At 38.7% G+C, this 20053-nt stretch carries 18 protein-coding genes and 1 tRNA gene; 4 read left to right on the forward strand and 15 right to left on the reverse strand.

Annotated elements, in window-relative coordinates; translation table 11 throughout:
* Positions 1-88 precede the first annotated feature (88 nt).
* From FGL72_RS06135 to FGL72_RS06170, 9 genes are all read right to left on the reverse strand, one after another.
* Positions 89-1432 (reverse strand): dihydrolipoyl dehydrogenase family protein, encoded by a 1344-nt coding sequence (locus tag FGL72_RS06135; protein WP_223245998.1) that lies wholly within the window; start codon positions 1430-1432, stop codon positions 89-91.
* A 49-nt stretch (positions 1433-1481) separates the two neighbouring features.
* Positions 1482-1964 (reverse strand): GAF domain-containing protein, encoded by a 483-nt coding sequence (locus FGL72_RS06140; RefSeq protein ID WP_004903187.1) that lies wholly within the window; start codon positions 1962-1964, stop codon positions 1482-1484.
* A gap of 366 nt (positions 1965-2330) precedes the next feature.
* Entirely contained in the window at positions 2331-2582 is a 252-nt protein-coding gene (locus tag FGL72_RS06145) for an acyl carrier protein (RefSeq protein ID WP_004903188.1), read from the reverse strand.
* Between the two features lie 54 nt (positions 2583-2636).
* Positions 2637-3683, reverse strand: coding sequence for a phosphate acyltransferase PlsX (gene plsX, locus FGL72_RS06150; protein WP_004903191.1), 1047 nt, complete (start codon positions 3681-3683; stop codon positions 2637-2639).
* A gap of 107 nt (positions 3684-3790) precedes the next feature.
* Positions 3791-5173: an amino acid permease gene (locus FGL72_RS06155; RefSeq protein ID WP_004903194.1), complete on the reverse strand. Its 1383-nt coding sequence runs from the start codon at positions 5171-5173 to the stop codon at positions 3791-3793.
* A gap of 161 nt (positions 5174-5334) precedes the next feature.
* Positions 5335-5460, reverse strand: a complete 126-nt coding sequence (locus FGL72_RS09915) for a hypothetical protein (protein ID WP_004905743.1) — start codon at positions 5458-5460, stop codon at positions 5335-5337.
* 150 nt (positions 5461-5610) lie between these two features.
* A tRNA-Lys gene (locus FGL72_RS06160) sits at positions 5611-5684 on the reverse strand.
* Positions 5685-5845: 161 nt separating this feature from the next.
* Complete coding sequence (rpoE, locus tag FGL72_RS06165) at positions 5846-6427, reverse strand: DNA-directed RNA polymerase subunit delta (RefSeq protein ID WP_004903195.1); 582 nt, start codon at positions 6425-6427, stop codon at positions 5846-5848.
* A 25-nt stretch (positions 6428-6452) separates the two neighbouring features.
* Entirely contained in the window at positions 6453-6902 is a 450-nt protein-coding gene (locus FGL72_RS06170) for a YwiB family protein (protein WP_012305070.1), read from the reverse strand.
* A 152-nt stretch (positions 6903-7054) separates the two neighbouring features.
* Here FGL72_RS06170 and FGL72_RS06175 point away from each other — a divergent pair, with 152 nt between their 5' ends.
* Complete coding sequence (locus FGL72_RS06175) at positions 7055-8410, forward strand: HD domain-containing protein (RefSeq protein WP_004909086.1); 1356 nt, start codon at positions 7055-7057, stop codon at positions 8408-8410.
* 44 nt (positions 8411-8454) lie between these two features.
* Here FGL72_RS06175 and FGL72_RS06180 read toward each other — a convergent pair whose 3' ends face one another.
* From FGL72_RS06180 to FGL72_RS06190, 3 genes are all read right to left on the reverse strand, one after another.
* Positions 8455-9117, reverse strand: a complete 663-nt coding sequence (locus FGL72_RS06180) for a YceI family protein (protein ID WP_085698767.1) — start codon at positions 9115-9117, stop codon at positions 8455-8457.
* A 160-nt stretch (positions 9118-9277) separates the two neighbouring features.
* Complete coding sequence (locus FGL72_RS06185) at positions 9278-10543, reverse strand: MFS transporter (RefSeq protein ID WP_004909090.1); 1266 nt, start codon at positions 10541-10543, stop codon at positions 9278-9280.
* 189 nt (positions 10544-10732) lie between these two features.
* Positions 10733-13267 carry a M1 family metallopeptidase gene (locus tag FGL72_RS06190; RefSeq protein ID WP_085698765.1) on the reverse strand — a complete coding sequence of 845 codons (2535 nt, stop codon included), beginning with the start codon at positions 13265-13267 and terminating at the stop codon, positions 10733-10735.
* 177 nt (positions 13268-13444) lie between these two features.
* Between FGL72_RS06190 and FGL72_RS06195 the strand changes: the two genes are divergently transcribed.
* Complete coding sequence (locus tag FGL72_RS06195) at positions 13445-15538, forward strand: cation:proton antiporter (RefSeq protein ID WP_004909096.1); 2094 nt, start codon at positions 13445-13447, stop codon at positions 15536-15538.
* Between the two features lie 79 nt (positions 15539-15617).
* Here FGL72_RS06195 and miaA read toward each other — a convergent pair whose 3' ends face one another.
* Together miaA and FGL72_RS06205 are read right to left on the reverse strand one after the other, a co-directional pair.
* A complete protein-coding gene (gene miaA / locus FGL72_RS06200) occupies positions 15618-16502 on the reverse strand; it encodes a tRNA (adenosine(37)-N6)-dimethylallyltransferase MiaA (RefSeq protein ID WP_085698763.1) in 885 nt (294 codons plus the stop codon).
* On the reverse strand, positions 16495-17250 hold the full coding sequence (locus tag FGL72_RS06205; protein WP_085698761.1) for a glycerophosphodiester phosphodiesterase family protein: 756 nt from the start codon (positions 17248-17250) through the stop codon (positions 16495-16497). Before FGL72_RS06205 ends, miaA begins: the two co-directional genes overlap by 8 nt.
* A gap of 85 nt (positions 17251-17335) precedes the next feature.
* On the opposite strand from FGL72_RS06205, the gene FGL72_RS06210 reads away from it, so the two are divergent.
* Positions 17336-17518: a DUF3042 family protein gene (locus tag FGL72_RS06210; protein WP_004903213.1), complete on the forward strand. Its 183-nt coding sequence runs from the start codon at positions 17336-17338 to the stop codon at positions 17516-17518.
* A 28-nt stretch (positions 17519-17546) separates the two neighbouring features.
* Here FGL72_RS06210 and FGL72_RS06215 read toward each other — a convergent pair whose 3' ends face one another.
* Positions 17547-18158 carry a TetR/AcrR family transcriptional regulator gene (locus FGL72_RS06215; protein ID WP_004903216.1) on the reverse strand — a complete coding sequence of 204 codons (612 nt, stop codon included), beginning with the start codon at positions 18156-18158 and terminating at the stop codon, positions 17547-17549.
* 145 nt (positions 18159-18303) lie between these two features.
* Between FGL72_RS06215 and FGL72_RS06220 the strand changes: the two genes are divergently transcribed.
* Entirely contained in the window at positions 18304-20046 is a 1743-nt protein-coding gene (locus FGL72_RS06220; RefSeq protein ID WP_085698759.1) for an MFS transporter, read from the forward strand.
* The last annotated feature ends 7 nt before the right edge of the window (positions 20047-20053 follow it).

Here is a 20053-nt window from a genome sequence, read left to right on the forward strand (position 1 = left end):
TCTTCATCCATAATTTATTGTATAGAGCCCATTGTACAGATAAAAAAGCGATGACGCAAAAGCAAATGAACGTTACACCACAAAATGATTAAAAGAAGTAAGGTAAATCAGAGGCGATTGTCGGGTAAGCATAAATATGATTGGTTACGTCTTGATAATTTGCTTTTTGGTTAATTGCTGATGTGAGATAGTTAATTAATTCATCAGCATGTGTGCCAATTACAGTCGCACCAACAATAACCCCAGCATCATCAAGGATTATTTTAGCATGAACAACTGGTTCGCCCATACGATAATAGCTAAACCAATTTGTCATATCTAAACTGTGACTAGTAAGATTTGGCTGGTTTTCAGCTTGTTCAAGCGTTACACCAACTTGAGCTAACTTAGGTGTGCCATAGACAACAACTGGTATGGCAGGATAATTAATTGGTGATTGCTGAGCGTTAACAATTACCTTAGCTACATAACGCCCTTCGTAAGCACCTACAGGCGTAAGCTTTGCAACACCAGAGTTAGCGACATCTCCAACAGCATAAATATGAGGATTGGTTGTTCTGAGATACTGATTTACTCTCACGCCAGAATGCTCATACATCACACCCGCGTGATTTAAGGCTAACGTATCTGCATTACTGAGTCTACCGACAGCACTGATAACTTTTCCGACTTTTATACCACTATTCTGGTTGCTATGAACAACAAAATCATGATTGTCTTGACTGATGGCACTAACTTGCATATTGTAGTGAATAATTACCCCGCGTTTTTCGAGTGCATTGACTAAGCGCTTGACAAGTTCTTCGTTGAATTGCTTCAAAGGTCTTTGATTGTGCACAATCAAATGTACCTCGGCACCTGCGCCTGCTGCTATGGCCGCAAATTCAAATGCAATATAGCCCCCACCAATAATGGCAATGGCCTTTGGCATTGTGGCTAGGCTCAAAAATGCTTCAGAATCAATCGCCAAATCAGCACCCGGTACAGTCAATTTTGCTGGCCGTTGACCAACGGCAATAACCCAGTCGGTCGCCTTGATAGTAGTATCTGTTGCCCCAATTTTAACTGTATTATGATTCACAAATTGCGCTTGACCAAAAGCATGATCAATCTCATTTGTTGCTAAAGAAGCCAATGTGCTTTCTGATACTTTTGATGTAAATTGAGTTTTATGCGCCATTAATGCCGACCAATCAATTGCGTTGTGTCCTTTAACACCCTTATCGGCTAAGAAAGTAACACTTTCTTTGGCTTCCACAGCAGCCAGTAGTAATTTTTTAGGATCGCAACCATAGTTTGGACATGTTCCACCCCAAAGATATTTTTCGATGACAACAACTGACTTACCTGCTTTTTTTAAATCTTGCGCGGCTGCTAAACCAGCTGGCCCAGAACCAATAATACCTACATCATATTTTTTAATAGTCATCATCTTACCCCGTCACTTTCATTCCTGATAAAACGCAAGGTACTATCACATTTTACTTATACACATATTCTAACAAAGTCTGGACAAAATGCTCCAAACTTACTTGATCTTCTAGGGTAAAGCGATTCAGCTCAGGCGAGTCAATGTCTAAAACACCAAGGCGTTTACCATCTCTCGTTATGATTGGCACCACAATCTCTGACTTAGATTCAGGATCACAAACAATATGACCTGAAAAACTATGAACATCTGAAACGATAATCGTTTTCTGAGCAGAAAAAGCTTTGCCTACAACCCCTGACTCTGGCGAAATAAGTGCCACGGCTGGTTTACCCAAAAACGGTCCCACAACTAATTTATCGGATTCTTCATCATAAAGATAGAAACCAACCCAATTTAACTGCTTCATATTTTGAAATAGAATTGCAGCTGCATTTGAATAATTAGCGAGTTGATAATTTTGACTTACTTCACCTTGAATCCAGGTCTCTAATAGTTGTGAAATCAAAGGTACTCTATTTTGTTCTTCTAACATTGTAATTCACCTCAACAGTTATCTATTATTATCAAAAAAATGAAAAAGCATCCCTGCATAAAAAATTTACGCAGGGACGCTTAGCGTGGTACCACCCATGTTCATAACCACAAAACTGGTTATCTTAAGACGCAAATTTTTAGCCTAACAATCTAAAAATTTACCTCAGAAAGATAACGGTTTCTACCGGATCACTAGCTTTCACCAGGTTAGATGTTACATGAGTTCATCTTCACACAAACAACTTGACTGTTTTCACCAAACACAGCTCTCTTAGCAACTCACTCGTGCAACGCTTCTCAACATTTATTTGATTAACTTGAGCTTTAGTATACACTAACGTTTAGTAAGTGTCAAACAACCTTTTTAGGTTGTTTGATGCGTTACAATATAGTCAACAGTTTGTTGCAAGGTAACAAGGCTTTCAGCATCTTCATCAGAAATACTGACATTAAACATGTCTTCGACTTCTAACACTAATTCCACAAAATCAATTGAATCAGCATCAATATCTGTTAAAAAATTCAAGTCCGGGGTAATTGCATCTCGGTTAACATTAAATCGTTGCGCAATTTCGTCTGCCATCATATTATAAATAGCGTCTTTTTCCATAGCCATTATGTGATCTCCAATATCATTCAATCATTAACTCCAAAATAGTATACCACATATTTAAGCGTTTATTTGCGCATTAAGCGCTTCCTTACCGGCTTGTAATTCTTCTGTATGTGTATCAATATAATTTTGAATATCACTGACCAAATGCTGATCAATCATTGTCTTAATTTGTCCCATTGTATTCGCAACTGCTGTCGCTTTAGCCGAACCATGCGTCTTAACCACTGGCGCCTTAACGCCTAATATAACAGCGCCGCCAGCCTCATTATAGTCTAATTTCTTTTGAATCGATTTGAAAGCTGGCTTTAGCAACGCACCGCCCATTTTACCGCGCGTACCTGAATCCATAATTGCTGCTTTGATTTGCTTAAGCATCATCAAAGCAGTGCCTTCGGTTGCCTTCAAAGCAGCATTACCAGAAAAACCATCAGCCACAACAACGTCAGCAGTGCCTTCCAATAATTCACGTGCTTCAATATTGCCTAAAAAGTTAAACGATGGCGCATTTTTCATTAATTGATGCGCTACTTTATGCACTTCATCGCCTTTATCTTCTTCTGCACCATTATTAAGCAACCGAACTGTGGGTGATTGGATGCCTAACACATGAGAAGCGTAAAAACTGCCTAAAATACCATATTGATATAAGTGTGCTGGTTTACTATCTGCGTTAGCACCCAAATCCATGAAGACGAACTGATCGTGTTCACCTTCAAAGCTAGGTAGCGCCGTTGCCAATGCAGGTCGATCTACACCTTTAATACGTCCTACCAAAAAGATGGCACTTGATAGTAACGCACCTGTATTACCTGCACTAAATAATGCATCAGCGTGCCCTTCTTTAACAGCAAGCGCAGCGCGTACCATCGAAGAATCTTTTTTACGGCGCATAGCCTTAACTGGTTCGTCACCCATTTCGATCACTTCAGTGGTGGGTATGAGTTCAATACGTTCCCAATTAGTCACGAGTGGTTTCACTTCAGAGGCGGTCCCATAGAGTTGAAAATCAATATCATCGTAACGATCACGTGCTATTTCAATCCCTTTAACGATTTCAAGTGGTGCAAAATCACCACCCATCGCATCTACTGCTATTTTCATATATTTAAAATCTACTAGCTACTATTACTCGAGCTAGAGATATCCTCCAAATTATTAATCTGTTCTCTATTCTATCATTTATTCCGTTACAACGTCGACTATTCACACTATTTCGCTTGATGATGCTTACGTGTTAAGAAAAATACAATCGACATAATAATCAAGAAGCCCAAGCCTATAAACAAAGGTATCCTTGTTGCAGGATTGACAACCATATAAGCCAAAGTCACCAGTAACATGATTATCGCAAAATAATTTGTAAATGGTGCTAGTGGCATCTTAAACGGATGATCAGCCATATGATGTTTATTATCATGTCTGAATTTAATTTGACACCATAAAATGACAAACCACGGAATCATACCAGGCAATGTACTAGCAGAATAGACTAATACGAAAATACTTGAACTACCATGCCAAAATAACGGCAATAAAGCATTAAGTATAATACCAATTAGAATTCCACCCGACATGGCCAAAACCGGTAAAGTCGGCACACGATGCTTTGATAATTTCAAAAATTTTGGTGACAATTCTTTATTCAGAGCTAATGTGTATAACATACGGCTAGAACTAAAGATCCCCGAATTTAGAGCTGACATAGCAGCCGTCAACATGACGAAATTAATAATACCAGCTGCTGCTGTAATCCCTACGCGTGAGAACGTTTCTACAAAGGGTGAACCAAGCTGATCCAACTTATTCCATGGATAAATCGTCACAATAACAAAAATTGCCCCAATATAAAATATCAAGATACGAGCAACAATTGATCGAATTGCTGCAACAATCGCATGTTTAGGATTTTCAGTTTCTCCGGCGGTAATACCAATAATTTCAATACCTTGATAGGACGTCATCACAATCGATAAAGCGAACATGAAGCCATTAAAACCACCAGCAAAGAATGGTCCATGTGACCATAAGTTTGAAAAGCCAATGGGATGCCAACCATTACCAAAGCCAAGTAGAATAACCATTAAGCCCAAAATGATCATTAAGATAATTGTGACCACCTTAATCATTGAGAACCATGACTCCATGTTACCGTAAGCTTTAACCGTTGTCATATTAGCTAATGTCAAGGTCCCCAAAACAACAATCCCAGTAACCCAATTAGGCACACCTGGGAACCAATAGTTGAGATATAGACCAACCGCAATTGTTTCTGACACACCAACGGTCAACCACTGGAAGACATTTGACCACACAGTCAAGTATCCGGCTAATGGATGAATGTATTTTGTAGCATAATTGGCAAAAGAACCAACCGTTGGATCAACGTATAACATTTCTCCCAATGCACGCATGACGAGATAAAGCACAACGCCAGCTAAAGCATAGGCTAAAACAACAGAAACCCCTGTCCACTTAATTGTTGAGGAAGACCCCATAAATAAACCAACACCAATCGTTCCGCCTAAGGCGATCATCTGCATTTGATTGGATGACAAATCTCTATTTAAGCCACCATTATTTTTTCCTGCCATACGTACTCCCTTGCCATATTCATTCAAATAAAAACCAATGTGTTAAATGCCAGCGTCAAAAAAAAGCGCCCCTAGAACATATTATGATGTTCTAGGGGCGCTTTTGCGCGGTACCAACCCAATTTTGGACATTCTGGAACGCCCATCTTACGATAATTAGGTTAACGACCAATTACACCGACATTGCTTTCAGTACATAACCTAATCACAATATGCTTCAACGGTAGTTTTTCGTCAGCTACTTTCACCACTTTCAGCAACCGTGGTGTCTCTTTAAAAGTAAACATAACTAATCGTCCGTCTCAACGCTTGTAACAATAATACTATGGTTTTTGTATTTTTGCAAATACTTTTTTCATTACAATAAAAAAGCAAGTAACTTTGAAGTTACTTGCTTTTTATGGAATATCCCAAAGGTCTCCTGATAGTTATATCAGTGCTCCCTCTCGGACTCGAACCGAGGACCTTGGGATTAAAAATCCCCTACTCTAACCAACTGAGTTAAAGGAGCAAACATGCCTTAGCACATTTATATATATTACAGAGTTTCATGAAAAAAAGCAACCCTTTTTCAAAACTTTTTTAATTATCTTTTTAATAGTTCCTCAAAGTGCTGATACACCAACTATTACAGCAAATAAAAAACACCACTTTCATGGTGTTTTTTATGGTTTACTTTTCAATGTCGCCATCACTTAAATCATCTAAATCATTGGTTCCAGTTAATTCTGTTAGATTATCGTCGATTGTTTCGTCGTCACCAACAGCAATTTCTTCTTCTTCGTCGTCTTCAACCTCGACTTCAGAATCATCAACATCAACATCTGTTTCTTCTTCGGTAACTTCACCGAAATCTTCATCTTCAGGATCATCATCGTTATAGTCAATAACGTCATCGTCAGCCGCTGAGTCTGCAAACACATTAACTTTTTTAGCGGCCTTTTTACGCTTTGGTGCGTCGTCATCATCATCGATTTCATGAATAGATTCATCAATTGCATCAACAGGATACCAAGCACGCAAGCCCCATTCATTATTACCTAATGAGATAAATGAACCATCTGTATTTAAATCCGTATAAAATTGCGAGAGGCGTGACTGGAACGTCTCTGCATCAACTGCCAAAAAGTCTTGAATTTCTTCAACTAATGAGCTAAATGGCATAACCGTCTTATGTTCTGATAAAATTGCAGTTGCAATTTCAACCAATGCTAATTCTTCTTTTGGGTGATTGCCTAATTGTGTGAGTGCCATAGTGCACGTCCTTTCGAGTTTCTAACTAATTAAGTTTACTAGATTTATCAGCAAATTGCAACTGAATATCATACTCACCAACAATTGTATCATGTGCATACAACTGATAACTCAATGCGAGAGTCCCTTGTGTTTGCGTCAAGTCAACATCTACAGTCATCATTTTGGTGTCAGTCATTAATTGCATCTGGCCAGCTGGTGTCTGATAATAAGCTGGTAACCGTTGTGCCAATGCAAATGTTAATTTGGTGGTACTGTCACCAACACGATGCAACCTTACAGCATCTTTTTCAAATTTAAATAGGACTTGCGTAGGTGACTGATCGGCTATGATCTCCGTATAGCGCAAAAAAATAGCGTGTTGCTTAATTAGTAACTCGCCACCGATATTAAATTCAAACGTTTCTGTGTCATCATTTTGCTTTACGGTTGTTTTCAAGCGAATCATGACAATTTTTTTTTCAGTATCTGGCATTCTGTCCTCAATATTAGTAAATCAATTATTTTTTCGTACTATAACCATATGTTATTTTATTATTTCTTTGTAAAAATTAGCACGAATACAACTTTTATTATTATTTTGTTTAACAATCTATTATAATATAATAAAGACTAAAAGGGCAGCTTATGTTATCAGAAAAATTATTAAATGAAAAAGTGCTTCGTGATCCTATTCACAACTTTGTTCATATCCAAGACCGCGTCATATTAGATCTCATTAATACCACAGAATTTCAGCGCTTACGACGTGTGCAACAACTTGGCATTACCGGTAGTGTTTTTCATGGCGCTGAACATTCACGGTTTGGTCATTCGGTTGGTGCTTATGAAATTGCAAGACGTATCACAGAACATTTTGAGCAATACTACGCTTCAAAAGAAGCTAATGACGGTCTTTGGCAAGCAGATGAACGATTACTAACGTTATCTGCCGCTTTGTTACATGACATTGGTCACGGTGCTTTTTCTCATACATTTGAACATTTATTTAACACTGATCACGAAGCTATGACACGCGCCATTATTACCGGCGACACCGAAATCAATCAAATACTATCACAAGTCTCACCTGATTTTCCAAATAAAGTGGCTAGTGTCATCGCCAAAACCTACCCCAATCCGCAAGTTGTCCAACTGATTTCTAGTCAATTAGACGTTGATCGCATGGATTACCTATTGCGCGATGCTTACTTCACTGGCACAAAATATGGCGAATTCGATATTGACCGCATATTGCGTACAATGAAGCCAACAGTAACTGGCATAGCGTTTGATATTGCTGGCATGCACGCGGTTGAAGATTACGTTGTCAGTCGTTACCAAATGTATTTACAAGTTTATTTCCATCCAGTTTCTCGCGGTATGGAAGTACTGTTAGAGCATTTATTGCACCGTGCGCGAGAACTCTACCTAAATGCGCATGACAGCGAACGTGATTTTGTTGGGCCACTACTACAGCCACTATTTAGTGGAGAATCTTTATCAGTAGCAGATTATCTGAAATTAGACGATCATGTCTTTATGACTTACATTAATATGTGGCGAAACCATCCAGATGCTATTTTGTCTGATCTTTCTCGTCGTTTCTTAGATCGTAAACCACTAAAATCAATCGTTATTGACGACAACACAGCCCCATTATTAGAGGACCTAGAAAAACTTGTTGCCTACGCTGGTTATAATCCTGCTTATTACACTGCCCGCAATGATGCGTATGATTTACCATATGATGACTATAAGCCCAATGTGGCAAAACCTCGTACCCAAATTGACTTTCTTCTTGGTGATGGGACGCATCGTGAACTATCTGAATTATCACCTCTAGTTGCCGCAATTAAAGGTCAAGTCTCTTTTGATAAGCGTTTCTTTTTTCCAAAAGATATGCTCAATATTGAACCTGATGAGCTATTCGCTGATACATTCAAAACTTTTAGGAGTTATATTCATAACAATGCCTTGACAACACCTAATCCGGAAAGTTAATCATCAATATCATTATAAAAACACATGAAATCATTCATGTGTTTTTATTTTGTGAGTGAGAGAAATACCTCAACCTTGCCATGATCCTCAACTTTTACAAAGCCTAAACTTGGGGCATTAACATTAAAATCTTTAAAAGTCACAGGTATGCTACTAGCCAATTGTACGCGTTGGTTGTGATAGCCTGTTTTAATCGGTATCGTCAGTGTTTTTTTCACGCCATGTATCATCATCGTGCCGGTCACATTATAAGTGGCAGCCCCTTTATCCAATTTCACTGGCTGACTTAATACGAAAGTCGCATCCGGATATTTTGACGTTTCTAACGCTTTAGTTCGAAAATAGTCATCACGTTTCGAAGCATCAGTCTTAATATCAGCTACTTTTAAGTTAATTGTGGCAGATTCCAGTGTCTTATTCTTAACGACAATATTTCCCGATACTTTTTTCGTTCTACCAGTCACTGTGACATCTGTGCCATTTAATACTTCATTGACACGATAACCCGCATAGCTACCATCCCCAACATGCCATTCGCCAGCTAGATCAGCGACTTTTACTGTATCCTGATTATCAGAAATTTTACTTTCAGGTGATTTATCTGCCTTTTTAACAAAATAATCACGATAAATTTTTGGTCCAATAACTGCCCCAATACCGCCTATCACAACGACAAGGATTATAACCACTAAAAGTTTATTTTTCATAGGCCACTCCTATTCATTTTTAGACCTGTTCTTCTCTTAATCATACTATATTATGACCAGACTGGCAGTTTTTTTGCTTACAAATAATCAGTGTTGTAGATAAAAAAGACGATTACTTTGCTTGTCAACAAAGTAATCGTCTTTCCTAAGGTTAAATATATTATTTGTGTAGTGTTCCTAATTTTTTAAAGTCGGGAATAGTCAGCATAAATACTAAACTAATGACATACATTGCAGCTAAACTCATTAATACTGCAGATACGCTATAATGATCCATAATCCAACCAATGACAACAGATGAGAAAGCGCCAATAGCACGGCCTGATCCCATTAGAGTATTAGCAGCGGTCGCTCTAATTTCAGAGGGATAAAGCCGACTGATAACTGCCCCAAAACCACCATACATACCATTAGAGAAGAACCCAACAACTGCTCCCAAAATGGTTAATGTCCACATATTATAAGCAAATGTAAACGCGTAGATCATGAGTGCTGAAGCAATCAAAAAGATGGTAAACGCAATTCGAGGACCGATCTTATCTAAAATAGTCCCAAATGTTAGCATGCCAATAGCCATACCAATAATAATCGGAATCATGCCTAGGTTAACATAGCCTGCCGTCACGGTAGCTGTAATTCCCAGTTGCTTACGCATAATTGTTGGTAACCAATTCATCAAGCCATAGTAACCTGCTGTTTGAATGGTTAGCATGATAATAAGTACAAATGATGTGTAAGCACGTTTTGGTGTGTTAGCAATATAAGCAAAACTGAATTTCTTTTTTCCTGACTGATAATCAGATTTTAATTGCTCAAATTCTGGTGTTTCCTTCATATGCCGACGTACAATATAAACAACAATTAAAGGCAAGAAACCTATCATGAATAAGCCTCGCCAGCCAAATGCTGGCATAATCATTGTCGCCAATATGGCGGCCAATATAGCTCCAACCTGACCACCTATGGCAGTAATAGAACTAATACGTCCGACTTTATTGGCTTTAAAACTTTCGGCAATTAATGCCATACTCACACCGTACTCACCGCCTGTTCCCATACCAAGTAGGAAACGTGAGGCATAGATTGTATGCGCATTATCTAAGAAAGCAAGTATGACAGTTGCAAATGTCACTAATATAATAGTATAAGATAGCACACGGACACGACCAATGCGATCAGCCAATATACCAAATAAAACACTACCAATAAGTGCGCCCCAGTTTGACATGGCAGCAATAATACCACCCTGTGCACCACTAATATGTAATTCAGCAATCATGGGTGCCAACGCAAATGATAAGAATGTTGCATCCATATGGTCGAGTGTAAATCCAAGCGTTGTTGATCCAAGCACTACTTTTTGATCTGGCGTCATTTTATTAGAGACTGCCTCATCGGCATTACTACTGAACTGACTGATAGACATTTAATTTTTCCTCCAAAATGGTTGTTCACTGGCAACCGTTATTTTGTCTGATAATCATTAAACCATAAAATCAAACGTTAAGCAATCAAACGTTTAACATAAATAATAACCAAAACCTAAAGACCAATCATCTGTAAAAGTATATTAATTCTCCATTAAAAAACAGACCGCTAGCAGTCTGTTTTTTAATTAAATATTGTCGCGAATAGCATCTATAACTTGTTTTTTCTCATTTTCAACTAACGTCACACGCGTTTCAATCACACGTCTATCCATTGTAATTTCACGTGTTAATGCTGGTTGCGATAACTTTGGTGTAAAGAAATTATTAAACTCATCAAGTCTTTCAGGTGTTTTCAATATATTAGCAATGACAGTAATAAACGAAGTAAACTCCATGTCACCACCAACCGTTGCCTCCAACCAAGACCATTCTTTTCTTATCCAGTCCCAAGCCAACCGTTCACCACGGGAATTATTTAATAGACCAGCAAACCAACCACGCAAATCTTGCGGCTTGATCACATCGGCATTTTTAAACTCCTTTATTATTTTTCTAATCATGTCGTGATCCTGTGTACTTGTCAGCGCTAAACGTAAATCTTGCTTATAACTGGCATCAGTTGCAGCCACATAATGAGACAAAAGTTGGTCAATCAACTGCGTCTTACCGTAGTTTGTTACTTCATTTAACAAAACAAAAGCCCTTGTGTCAGCCGTTAAAGCCATTAAATCTTCCTGATTAGCCATAAAAATTTCATGTGCTTGTGCAATGGCTACTTTATTATCTGCATACAATGCTGCTGACAATATATATGGTCGCGTTAACTGGTCAGCCACTGGTTCATTAGGTATAGTGGGTGCCCAGCCTAATCGTTCAAACTGGTCCTGACTTAGTTGATGATAAAGCTGCTTTAAATTTTTCTCCGTATCACTATCCGGTGCCACAAACTGCTTTAAACCACTAGCTAAACGATACAAAGCATTATTGACGATATCTGAATGACTATCGCCAAACTTCTTTAATAATGGCACAACTTTCGCATAAGACATTTGGTTTGCTTCCGATAACAATCGCCAATCCTGCAATAACTGTAACTGACTAATCGCGTCGAGCTGATTATCATACGCTAAAATGTCTTTTAATAATGTCTCATCGTAAGAAACAACAACGTGCGCGTTATTGCCAATATTTAAGCGGAAAGGCACACCTGCTGCTTGTCGTAATGACTGGTAGTCACCAACATTAATAGATGGTTCCGATAATAATGTTGGTATATCAGCATAATTGCTAGTTAAAGGGACTTGCCATAAGCGCGATTCCGATTGTCCATCCCCAATAAAGAACTGTTTTTGTGATAACTTTAGTTGTCCATCAATGACTTCAGCAGTGATGACAGGATAACCTGGTTGCTCCAGCCAAGAGCCCATAATGGCTGAAACATCTTGTCCTGAAGCCTCTCCTAAGGCTCGCCAAAGGTCTGCCCCCGTTGCATTACCATACTGATGTGCAGCAAAGTATGCCTTCAATCCCTGCCGTAATGCTTCATCGCCAATTAACGCACGTACCATGACCAACATACGCGCGCCTTTAGCATAAACTATGGCCGGATCAAATAACGCATCAATTTCATCTGGATGATTAACCTGAACATGAACAGGTTGTACTCCGTCTGTCGCATCACGCCTTAAAGCCGCTGGCACGTCAGATGATTGGAAAGTTTCCCAAATATGCCAGTCAGGCGCCAGAGCATCAATCGCAACATATTCCATCATATTAGCAAAACTTTCATTTAGCCATAAATCGTCCCACCATTTCATGGTTACCAGATCACCAAACCACTGGTGTGCCAATTCATGCGCTATAACAGTTGCTACGACTTGTTTCGTAGGTAAAGCTGTATTATCAGGATCAAGTAACAAATAGGCCTCACGATAGGTGACTAAACCCCAGTTTTCCATGGCGCCTGCAGAAAAATCAGGCAAAGCTAATTGATTCGACTGAGGCAATGGATATGGCGTATGATAAAACGTCTCAAAAAACTCAATTGATCGTTTCGCAATATCAAGCGCAAAATTGAGATTTTTAACCGGATGTGCTTTTGTAGCATACACACCTACTTTAACGCCACTTGCTGTTGTTGTTTCTAAATGCTGTAATTCACCAAATGCAAAAGCGACAAGATAAGTTGACATGCGAACGGTTGTATCAAAATAATGAACCCCGTTATCAACCCGTTTCTCCGGCATGTTAGCCAAAACTGTTTCACCAGGCTGCTCATCAAATTTTAGTGCTAAGTCGAATGTGGCTTTTGCCTCGGGTTCATCAATACTTGGAAACGCCTGACGAGCAAAATTGGTCTCAAATTGCGTCCCAATAATCTGCTGTTTACGCCCATTGATGTCATAATATGATGGATAAATACCCATCATAGTATCTGTTAGTGTCGCATGATAAATAATATCAATCTTTACGGTCCCTGTTTTTGGTAAAACAAGATGTAGGGCGTCCTGCGCAGAGTCAATTTTATAGGTGATTGTTTGACCATCTACCTTCACTGCTGTAATGACTAAATTCTTTTGATGAAGTGCTATTTCCGGCACTGTGGCATTGCCCAAGATGGTTGTTTGCCCATTAAACTGTTTATTCTGTCGATCAATATCTAGATAAATATCATAATGTTGCGGTTGGAAATTATTGTAAAATCGTGTGAATTCTGCCATGTTTTCTCCTAGTTTTTGTTAGAATAATTTTATTATACACTTTTCCCCATTGACAAACGAGTAAGCAAATCTTCGAAATAATTTTCGAAATTACTAGGATATCATCAATTTACTATCGTTTTTTTGTTATAATACGTCATAGTTATTATTAATATTATTGTCACAGAGAAGGACCCCATGAGCGCACTTTATACGTTATCATTACTGGTTATTGGTGTAATCGGTACAAATATCATTAAACAATTCATACCTAAAATACCAGAAGCTTTTATTTTGATTGTTGTCGGCGTGCTACTATCTTTTACGCGTATATTTAATCACTTCGAACTCGAACCAGAGTTTTTCATGCTTGCTGTCATCGCCCCACTAATGTTTTTAGATGGTCAACAACAATCTTTCAAAAAAATCAGACAGCGCTTCAGTATTATTCTGTTGTTATCTGTTGTGTTGGCCGTCGCTTCAGCTGCAGCAGTCGGTGTATTAGCGAATTGGCTTGAATCGAGCTGGTCATTGCCATTAGCTATTGCTTTAGCTGCCATTGTGGTGCCTACTGATGCAGTAGCTGTCAAATCACTTACTTCTGACACCCAAATGCCTGAGGGCGTGAATGAGGCATTGGAACTTGAGTCTTTGTTTAATGATGCCACCGGTTTAGTGATGTTAGATTTAGCACTCTCTGTCTTACAAAAAGGTGCTTTTTCATTGACTACTGGGTTAATGCACTTTTTATTTGTCGCTATTGGCGGTGTTATAATTGGTATTTTAAGTGGCTTTATACTAGTTTGGTTGCGTAGTAGTATCGCTTTTAGAATGGCGCAACCGGAAACAACAATTATTCCAATTAGTTTGCTCACACCTTTCGCCGTTTATTTCATGGCAGAAACATGGCATACATCTGGTATTTTAGCAGTCGTGGCCACAGGAATTGTACACAATTGGGAATCAAGCAAGCTAAAATTAACTTCCACCAATGTTCAATTAACCCAGACAACAGTTTGGCAAACATTTTCAAACATATTAAACAGCATCGTTTTCTTGATTCTTGGTATTTCTCTACCAACTGTGTTTCACGAAATCGCTAGAATTGGCCTCAATGTCACCATACAACTCATTGGTTTAGCAAGTTTAATTTATCTCACGATGTTCATTGTTCGCTTTATTTGGGCAAGATATGAAGACAATAAAAGTTCCGAACACTTTTTTGGTCCCCGACATGCCCCACAACATAATTTTTATTCTCGTGTCTTTGCCATCAGTGGTGTGCATGGTACAGTGACGCTCGCTATGGCTTTCTCCTTACCTACACATATTGGCCACCAACCGTTTCCCTACCGCGAGCAATTAATTATTGTCGCAACAGCAGTCATTCTAATTAGTATGATTATTAGTGCTATTGCCCTCCCACTTATGTTACCAGCACAAGTGACTAGTTACACACCTGATGAGTTGAATCAAACACGAAATGATATGGTTGATTTTGCAACGTTACAAATGCGACGGATCATTTCAGATCATGACCAGCGTGAAATTGTAACCGCGCAGCTTCAGTCACAAAAAGGCTGGCATCAAATAACAGACCGTGAAACTATCAAAAATAATTATCAGTCGCTATTAACTGATACCCAAAACTTTATTTCTGATTACCTTCATAGTGACCAGGTGACCACTCATTATCAAGTAGAAGTTATCAATGCTTACCAAAAAATTATCACACGTTTTGATGCTAACCATCAACGACTATCATTGGGTCGTATGCGCCTGCTAAAAAGAATCACACATCGTCTGGCCAAGTCTTTAAAACATACTACGTGGCATCTTGGCCATCGGCAGTTTACTAAAAAACAAAAGCAATTGGCACGCCAAAAATGGTTAACGCAACACGCTGATAAACAACAACAATGGGCAGATATGAAAAGTGGTCTATTAGCTCTCAATGACGAAGTCATTAATGCAGTAGATCATTATTTAGATGATGTATTAGCTAATAACATTGCCAATAATCATACCGAAAATCAGCATATCGATTTTGTGCGACGTGATTTAGATCGCTATTTCACACTCATTCGACGCGACTACAGCAAAAACACGCCTGTGATTGCTAGCACAGTTTATATTGAAGCTTTTCAAGCGGAGTATAATTTTATTCAAGACCAAGTTAAACAAGGCAAGATTCCGGCTACTATGGCTAGTCTGCTCTATACCGAGATTAACCAAGCTCAAACCCTCCAGCTGCAACAAGCCGAGCAACTAGAAGGGCTTGGCGACCAGTAAAAAGCACCCCAACTTTTTGTCGGAGTGCTTTTTATATATGCTGATGATTACTGAGACTTCATTTATACTACATGTTTACTTAATCTAGCCAGGCTTTTACTTCGCTTGTCAACTTTGTCGCCGCATCAGTCCCATGTAACCAAATCAAACCAGGAATTTGATGCCTGAGATAAGTCAACTGGCGTTTCGCGTAGCGTCTAGAATCCTGCTGCACGGCTAACAGCGCTTGCTCTCGTGTAACTTCACCCCGGATATAAGGAAAAAATTCTTTATAGCCAATGGCTTTCCCCGCTTGAATTGATTCACCACCGACTGACATGATATGCTCAACTTCAGATAGCAAACCATCATCCAACATTTTTTGAGCACGACGATTAATACGTTCATATAAAATCTCTCGTGGCCAATCGATTCCGACAATCAAAGCATCGTAAGTTGGCCGCGAAATATCTTCTTGCCGCTTACCATGCCTCGCAATTTGTATCGCTCGAATCACGCGTTGTTTATTATTTAAATCGACACGTGATGCTAGTATCGCATCAGCTGCTTTAAGCATTGTCACCAATGCTGGTAATGACTTTTGTTTTAACAATGCCACTTCTGCTTCATCACTCGCAACAAAATCTAGTGGTTGCTGGCCAAGTAATGCTTTAACGTAAAATCCTGTGCCACCAGCAATAACTGGTAATTTACCGCGCTTGGCAATATCATTAATCACTTGGTCAGCACGTGTGACAAATTCAGCCACTGAAAATTTATCGGTCATATCGACAATGTCAATCAAATGGTGTGGCACAAGTTCTCGTTCTGCTTTAGTAACTTTAGCAGTACCAATATCTAAACCACGATAAATCTGCATGGCATCAGCCGAGACAATTTCGCCATTAAAGCGCTGCGCCACACTAATCGCTAAATCACTTTTCCCAGAAGCTGTCGGTCCTGCGATGACAACAATTTTAGTCATTTTTGTCTCCTTGAATTTCTTCACGTAATCTTGTTGCCAATGCCAATTGATTAGTAATAATACCCCGTAGACCAGCGCGATAAACCCGGCGCATATCTTTTTCCTTATCGACAGTCCAAGCCCTTAAATGCCAGTTAGATCGCCAAAAAACTGTTGGTTTCTGTTTTAATATACGGATATCGGCATGTATGTAATCAAATACTCCCCGCCACTTTAACCAATAAACTTTTGGTGTTGGCCAGTAGACTAATGCTGCAATTTCTGCATGCTCATCTAAGCGACGTATTATTTTGAGTGTTTCAAGGTTGAAACTTTGGTAAATAATGCGATACTCAGGCTGAAAACTGGCTATCATATCTAAAATTTCTTTTTCAATCCCTGAGTAGTTGATATGGTCTGTTTTAATTTCTAGTAACAATGTTTTATCAAATTGTTGATCACGCAAAAAACACAATAATTCTGCCAAAGTGGGCACTTTGACATCATTCATTTTAGGCATTTTATACTCACCGGCATTTAATTGCTTAATCTCTGACAACGTGAGGTCCTGTACCAAACCAGTGCCATCCGTTGTGCGGTCGACTTTTTCGTCATGAATAATGACTAAATGACCATCTTTGGTACGATGAACATCTGTTTCAAGCATATCGGGATGATAAGCAAGTGCAGCTTCAAAAGCTGGTATTGTATTTTCTGGTGCAACAACGCGATAACCTCGGTGTGCAATAATTTGTGTCTGTCTTGTCATAATTTAATTATACTAAACTCATTTACAAATATAACAAAATAGTTGATAATAGACTTTAGAAAAACTTAAGAAAAGAGTGCAAATTATGAAGTCATTTAAATCAGGCGTTATCGTTGGTATTATTGGTTCAGCTCTTGTTGCAGCAGCTTCCGCAATCAGTTATCGTCAAACAGTAATTAAGCCTGCGCAAAAAGCTGAAGAACATCATGACGAAGTATCAAAACAAGCTATTCGTCGTAGTATTGCTGCACATCAATCTCGTTTTTAATCTTTCATCATTCAAAACCTTTCCAAGCTCATTTTTGGAAAGGTTTTTTAGTCTCATCTTGAGTCATGTAAGCTGTAAAGTTACCAACATCCCCCAAACGCTGCATAGAAGCAATCAGTGTTTTGGCGACCTGTTCTGGCATAACCGGTTCATCACTAGCCAACCATGTTTCTAATAATTGCCACAAACCACCAAAAGAAAAAGCTGTGACAAAATTAATTTCTTGTGGGGTTCCCTCAATATGCCAAGGGGCACTGTACTTTGTGTACAGTTTACCCGAGTGACTGCTCAAACGTGTGGAAATTACATGAAACATACCCCTATCAATTAATATTTTTACCACCTGCCGATCTTGCCACCAAAAATTCAGAAATAAGTTAACAATGTCTTCAAAACTCATTTGTCGGCCATTTTGTGCATTTAATTGACTCACATAGCGTTGCACACATTGATCTGAATAATAATCCAGCAGGTCGTACTTATCCTTATACAAACGATAAAAAGTGCGTCTGGAAACACCTGCTTTATCAGCAATAGCTGTAACGGATATCGTTTGAAATGTTTGATTTTTTAGTAATTCAAACAAGGCTTCTAATAGCCATTGTTTAGACTGTAAAGCTAGTTTTTGATGTCCATCCATTTTGTTCTACTCCTTGTCACGATTCATTCTTCAATGTGCCACTTCAATTAATTGACTAGTAATTTATTATTATCAATTTTATACTTTGTTTAGAGATGTCGCACGTGAGACACTTTAAGTTTAACAAAGTTAAGGAGCATTGCAAATGAACAAACTTAAATATGTATTACCAATTTTATTGGTAGGTAATATTTTATGTATGATGGATGTCTCGATTATGACTATCGTTATTCCAGAAATACAAACAGCCTTTAGCGTCAGTCTATCTGATCTTTCTTGGACTGTAAACGTCTATACGATTGTTTTTGCGGCACTAATTATCCCTTTTGGCCGCTTAGCTGAGCGCTGGGGACAACATCGTATCGTGTTTCTTGGTCTGATGACCTTTGGTTTTGGATCGCTGATGACTGGTCTGGCACCAAATTTGGCCTTTATGCTTGTTGCACGTGGGATTCAAAGTATTGGCGCAGCAATCATCATTCCAACAAGTATGGTTATCGCTCTAGACTTGAGCAATGCAGATAACCGCAATAAAGTTGTGGCTGCATTGGCTGGGTCTCAAGGTCTAGCAGTTGCGCTTGGCCCAGCAGTGGGCGGTTTTGTGGCACAATATCTGGATTGGCGATGGGTTTTTTATATTAACTTACCATTTATTATCGTATTACTAGTTATCTATCCTTTCGTACTAAATATTCGCCGCGAAACACGACGTGCTGTAAAAATTGATTGGCTCGGTGCCAGCCTTAGCTGTATTTTCTTGACAACACTGTCACTTGGTTTGATTAAAGCAAACGATTGGGGCTGGACTTCATTAACCATTGTGACGATGTTTATTGTTTCCGGCTTAACTTTTATTTTATTTATTGTACAAGAGCTTCACACACCATCACCAATGATTAATTTATCTCTCTTCAAAAACAGGAACTTTACAGCGTCAGGCATTGCCCTATTACTCTCAAATTATTTGCTTGGTGGTATGGTCATTCTAATACCAACTTTATTAACCAAAGTTCAAGGTGAAACGGAGCTGAATGCCGCGCTATTAATCACACCTTATTCTGTTTCAGTGATGCTAACGGTCATTATGACATCTTTACTAATCAAAAGAATCAATCAAAAAATACTAATTGGTTTGGGTTTTATCATTATTGCTGGTAGTTATTTATTAATTGCGCATTTGAATTTATCACAGGGCTATCACCGTCTCATTATTGCAGACATTTTACTGGGTATTGGCTATGGTTTAGTTGCTGCGACAGCTAACATTCTGGTGGCTTCTGATTTTCATGGGCGTGCCTTGACTGATTCACAGAGTGTGGCAAATATTTTACGCCAAGTTGGTTTTATCATTGCCATTGCCCTATTTACTTCAGTTTTATCCACCAACATCAACACTGCAAAACAAAACACTATCACCTATGCACATCAGCAGATTCAAACACTAGATATTCAGCAGGCACTTAAAAACAAAATGCTTACTAAAGTTGACCAAAAATTAAGTCCTAATGATTCACAAAGTAATCGTGCAAACAACAACACTATGTCTATATCTGTTGACACAACTAAAATTAAGCACCAAGCACTAGATACAGCTTATCAAAAGCAGTTACAATTAGCCGCTACACAGTTGCATACAAACATCGATAATATACCTGAACCTGTTAAACATATCATTTACCAAAAAGTATCAAATGTTGCACTGCCTCGTATTGAACAAGACATCCAGCAGACAAAAAACCAGCTTAATACAACGATTAGTCACATTAAAGACCACTTCATTATTGAATCAAGACAAGCCTTTATGTCTGTTTATCAGGTCATGATTATTGTTCCAATCTTATCGTTATTGCTATTGTTTGTATTTAAAAAAATGCAGCCTAAACGTTAACCATGAC

Source organism: Leuconostoc citreum (assembly GCF_007954785.1).
Taxonomy (GTDB): Bacteria; Bacillota; Bacilli; order Lactobacillales; family Lactobacillaceae; genus Leuconostoc; species Leuconostoc citreum.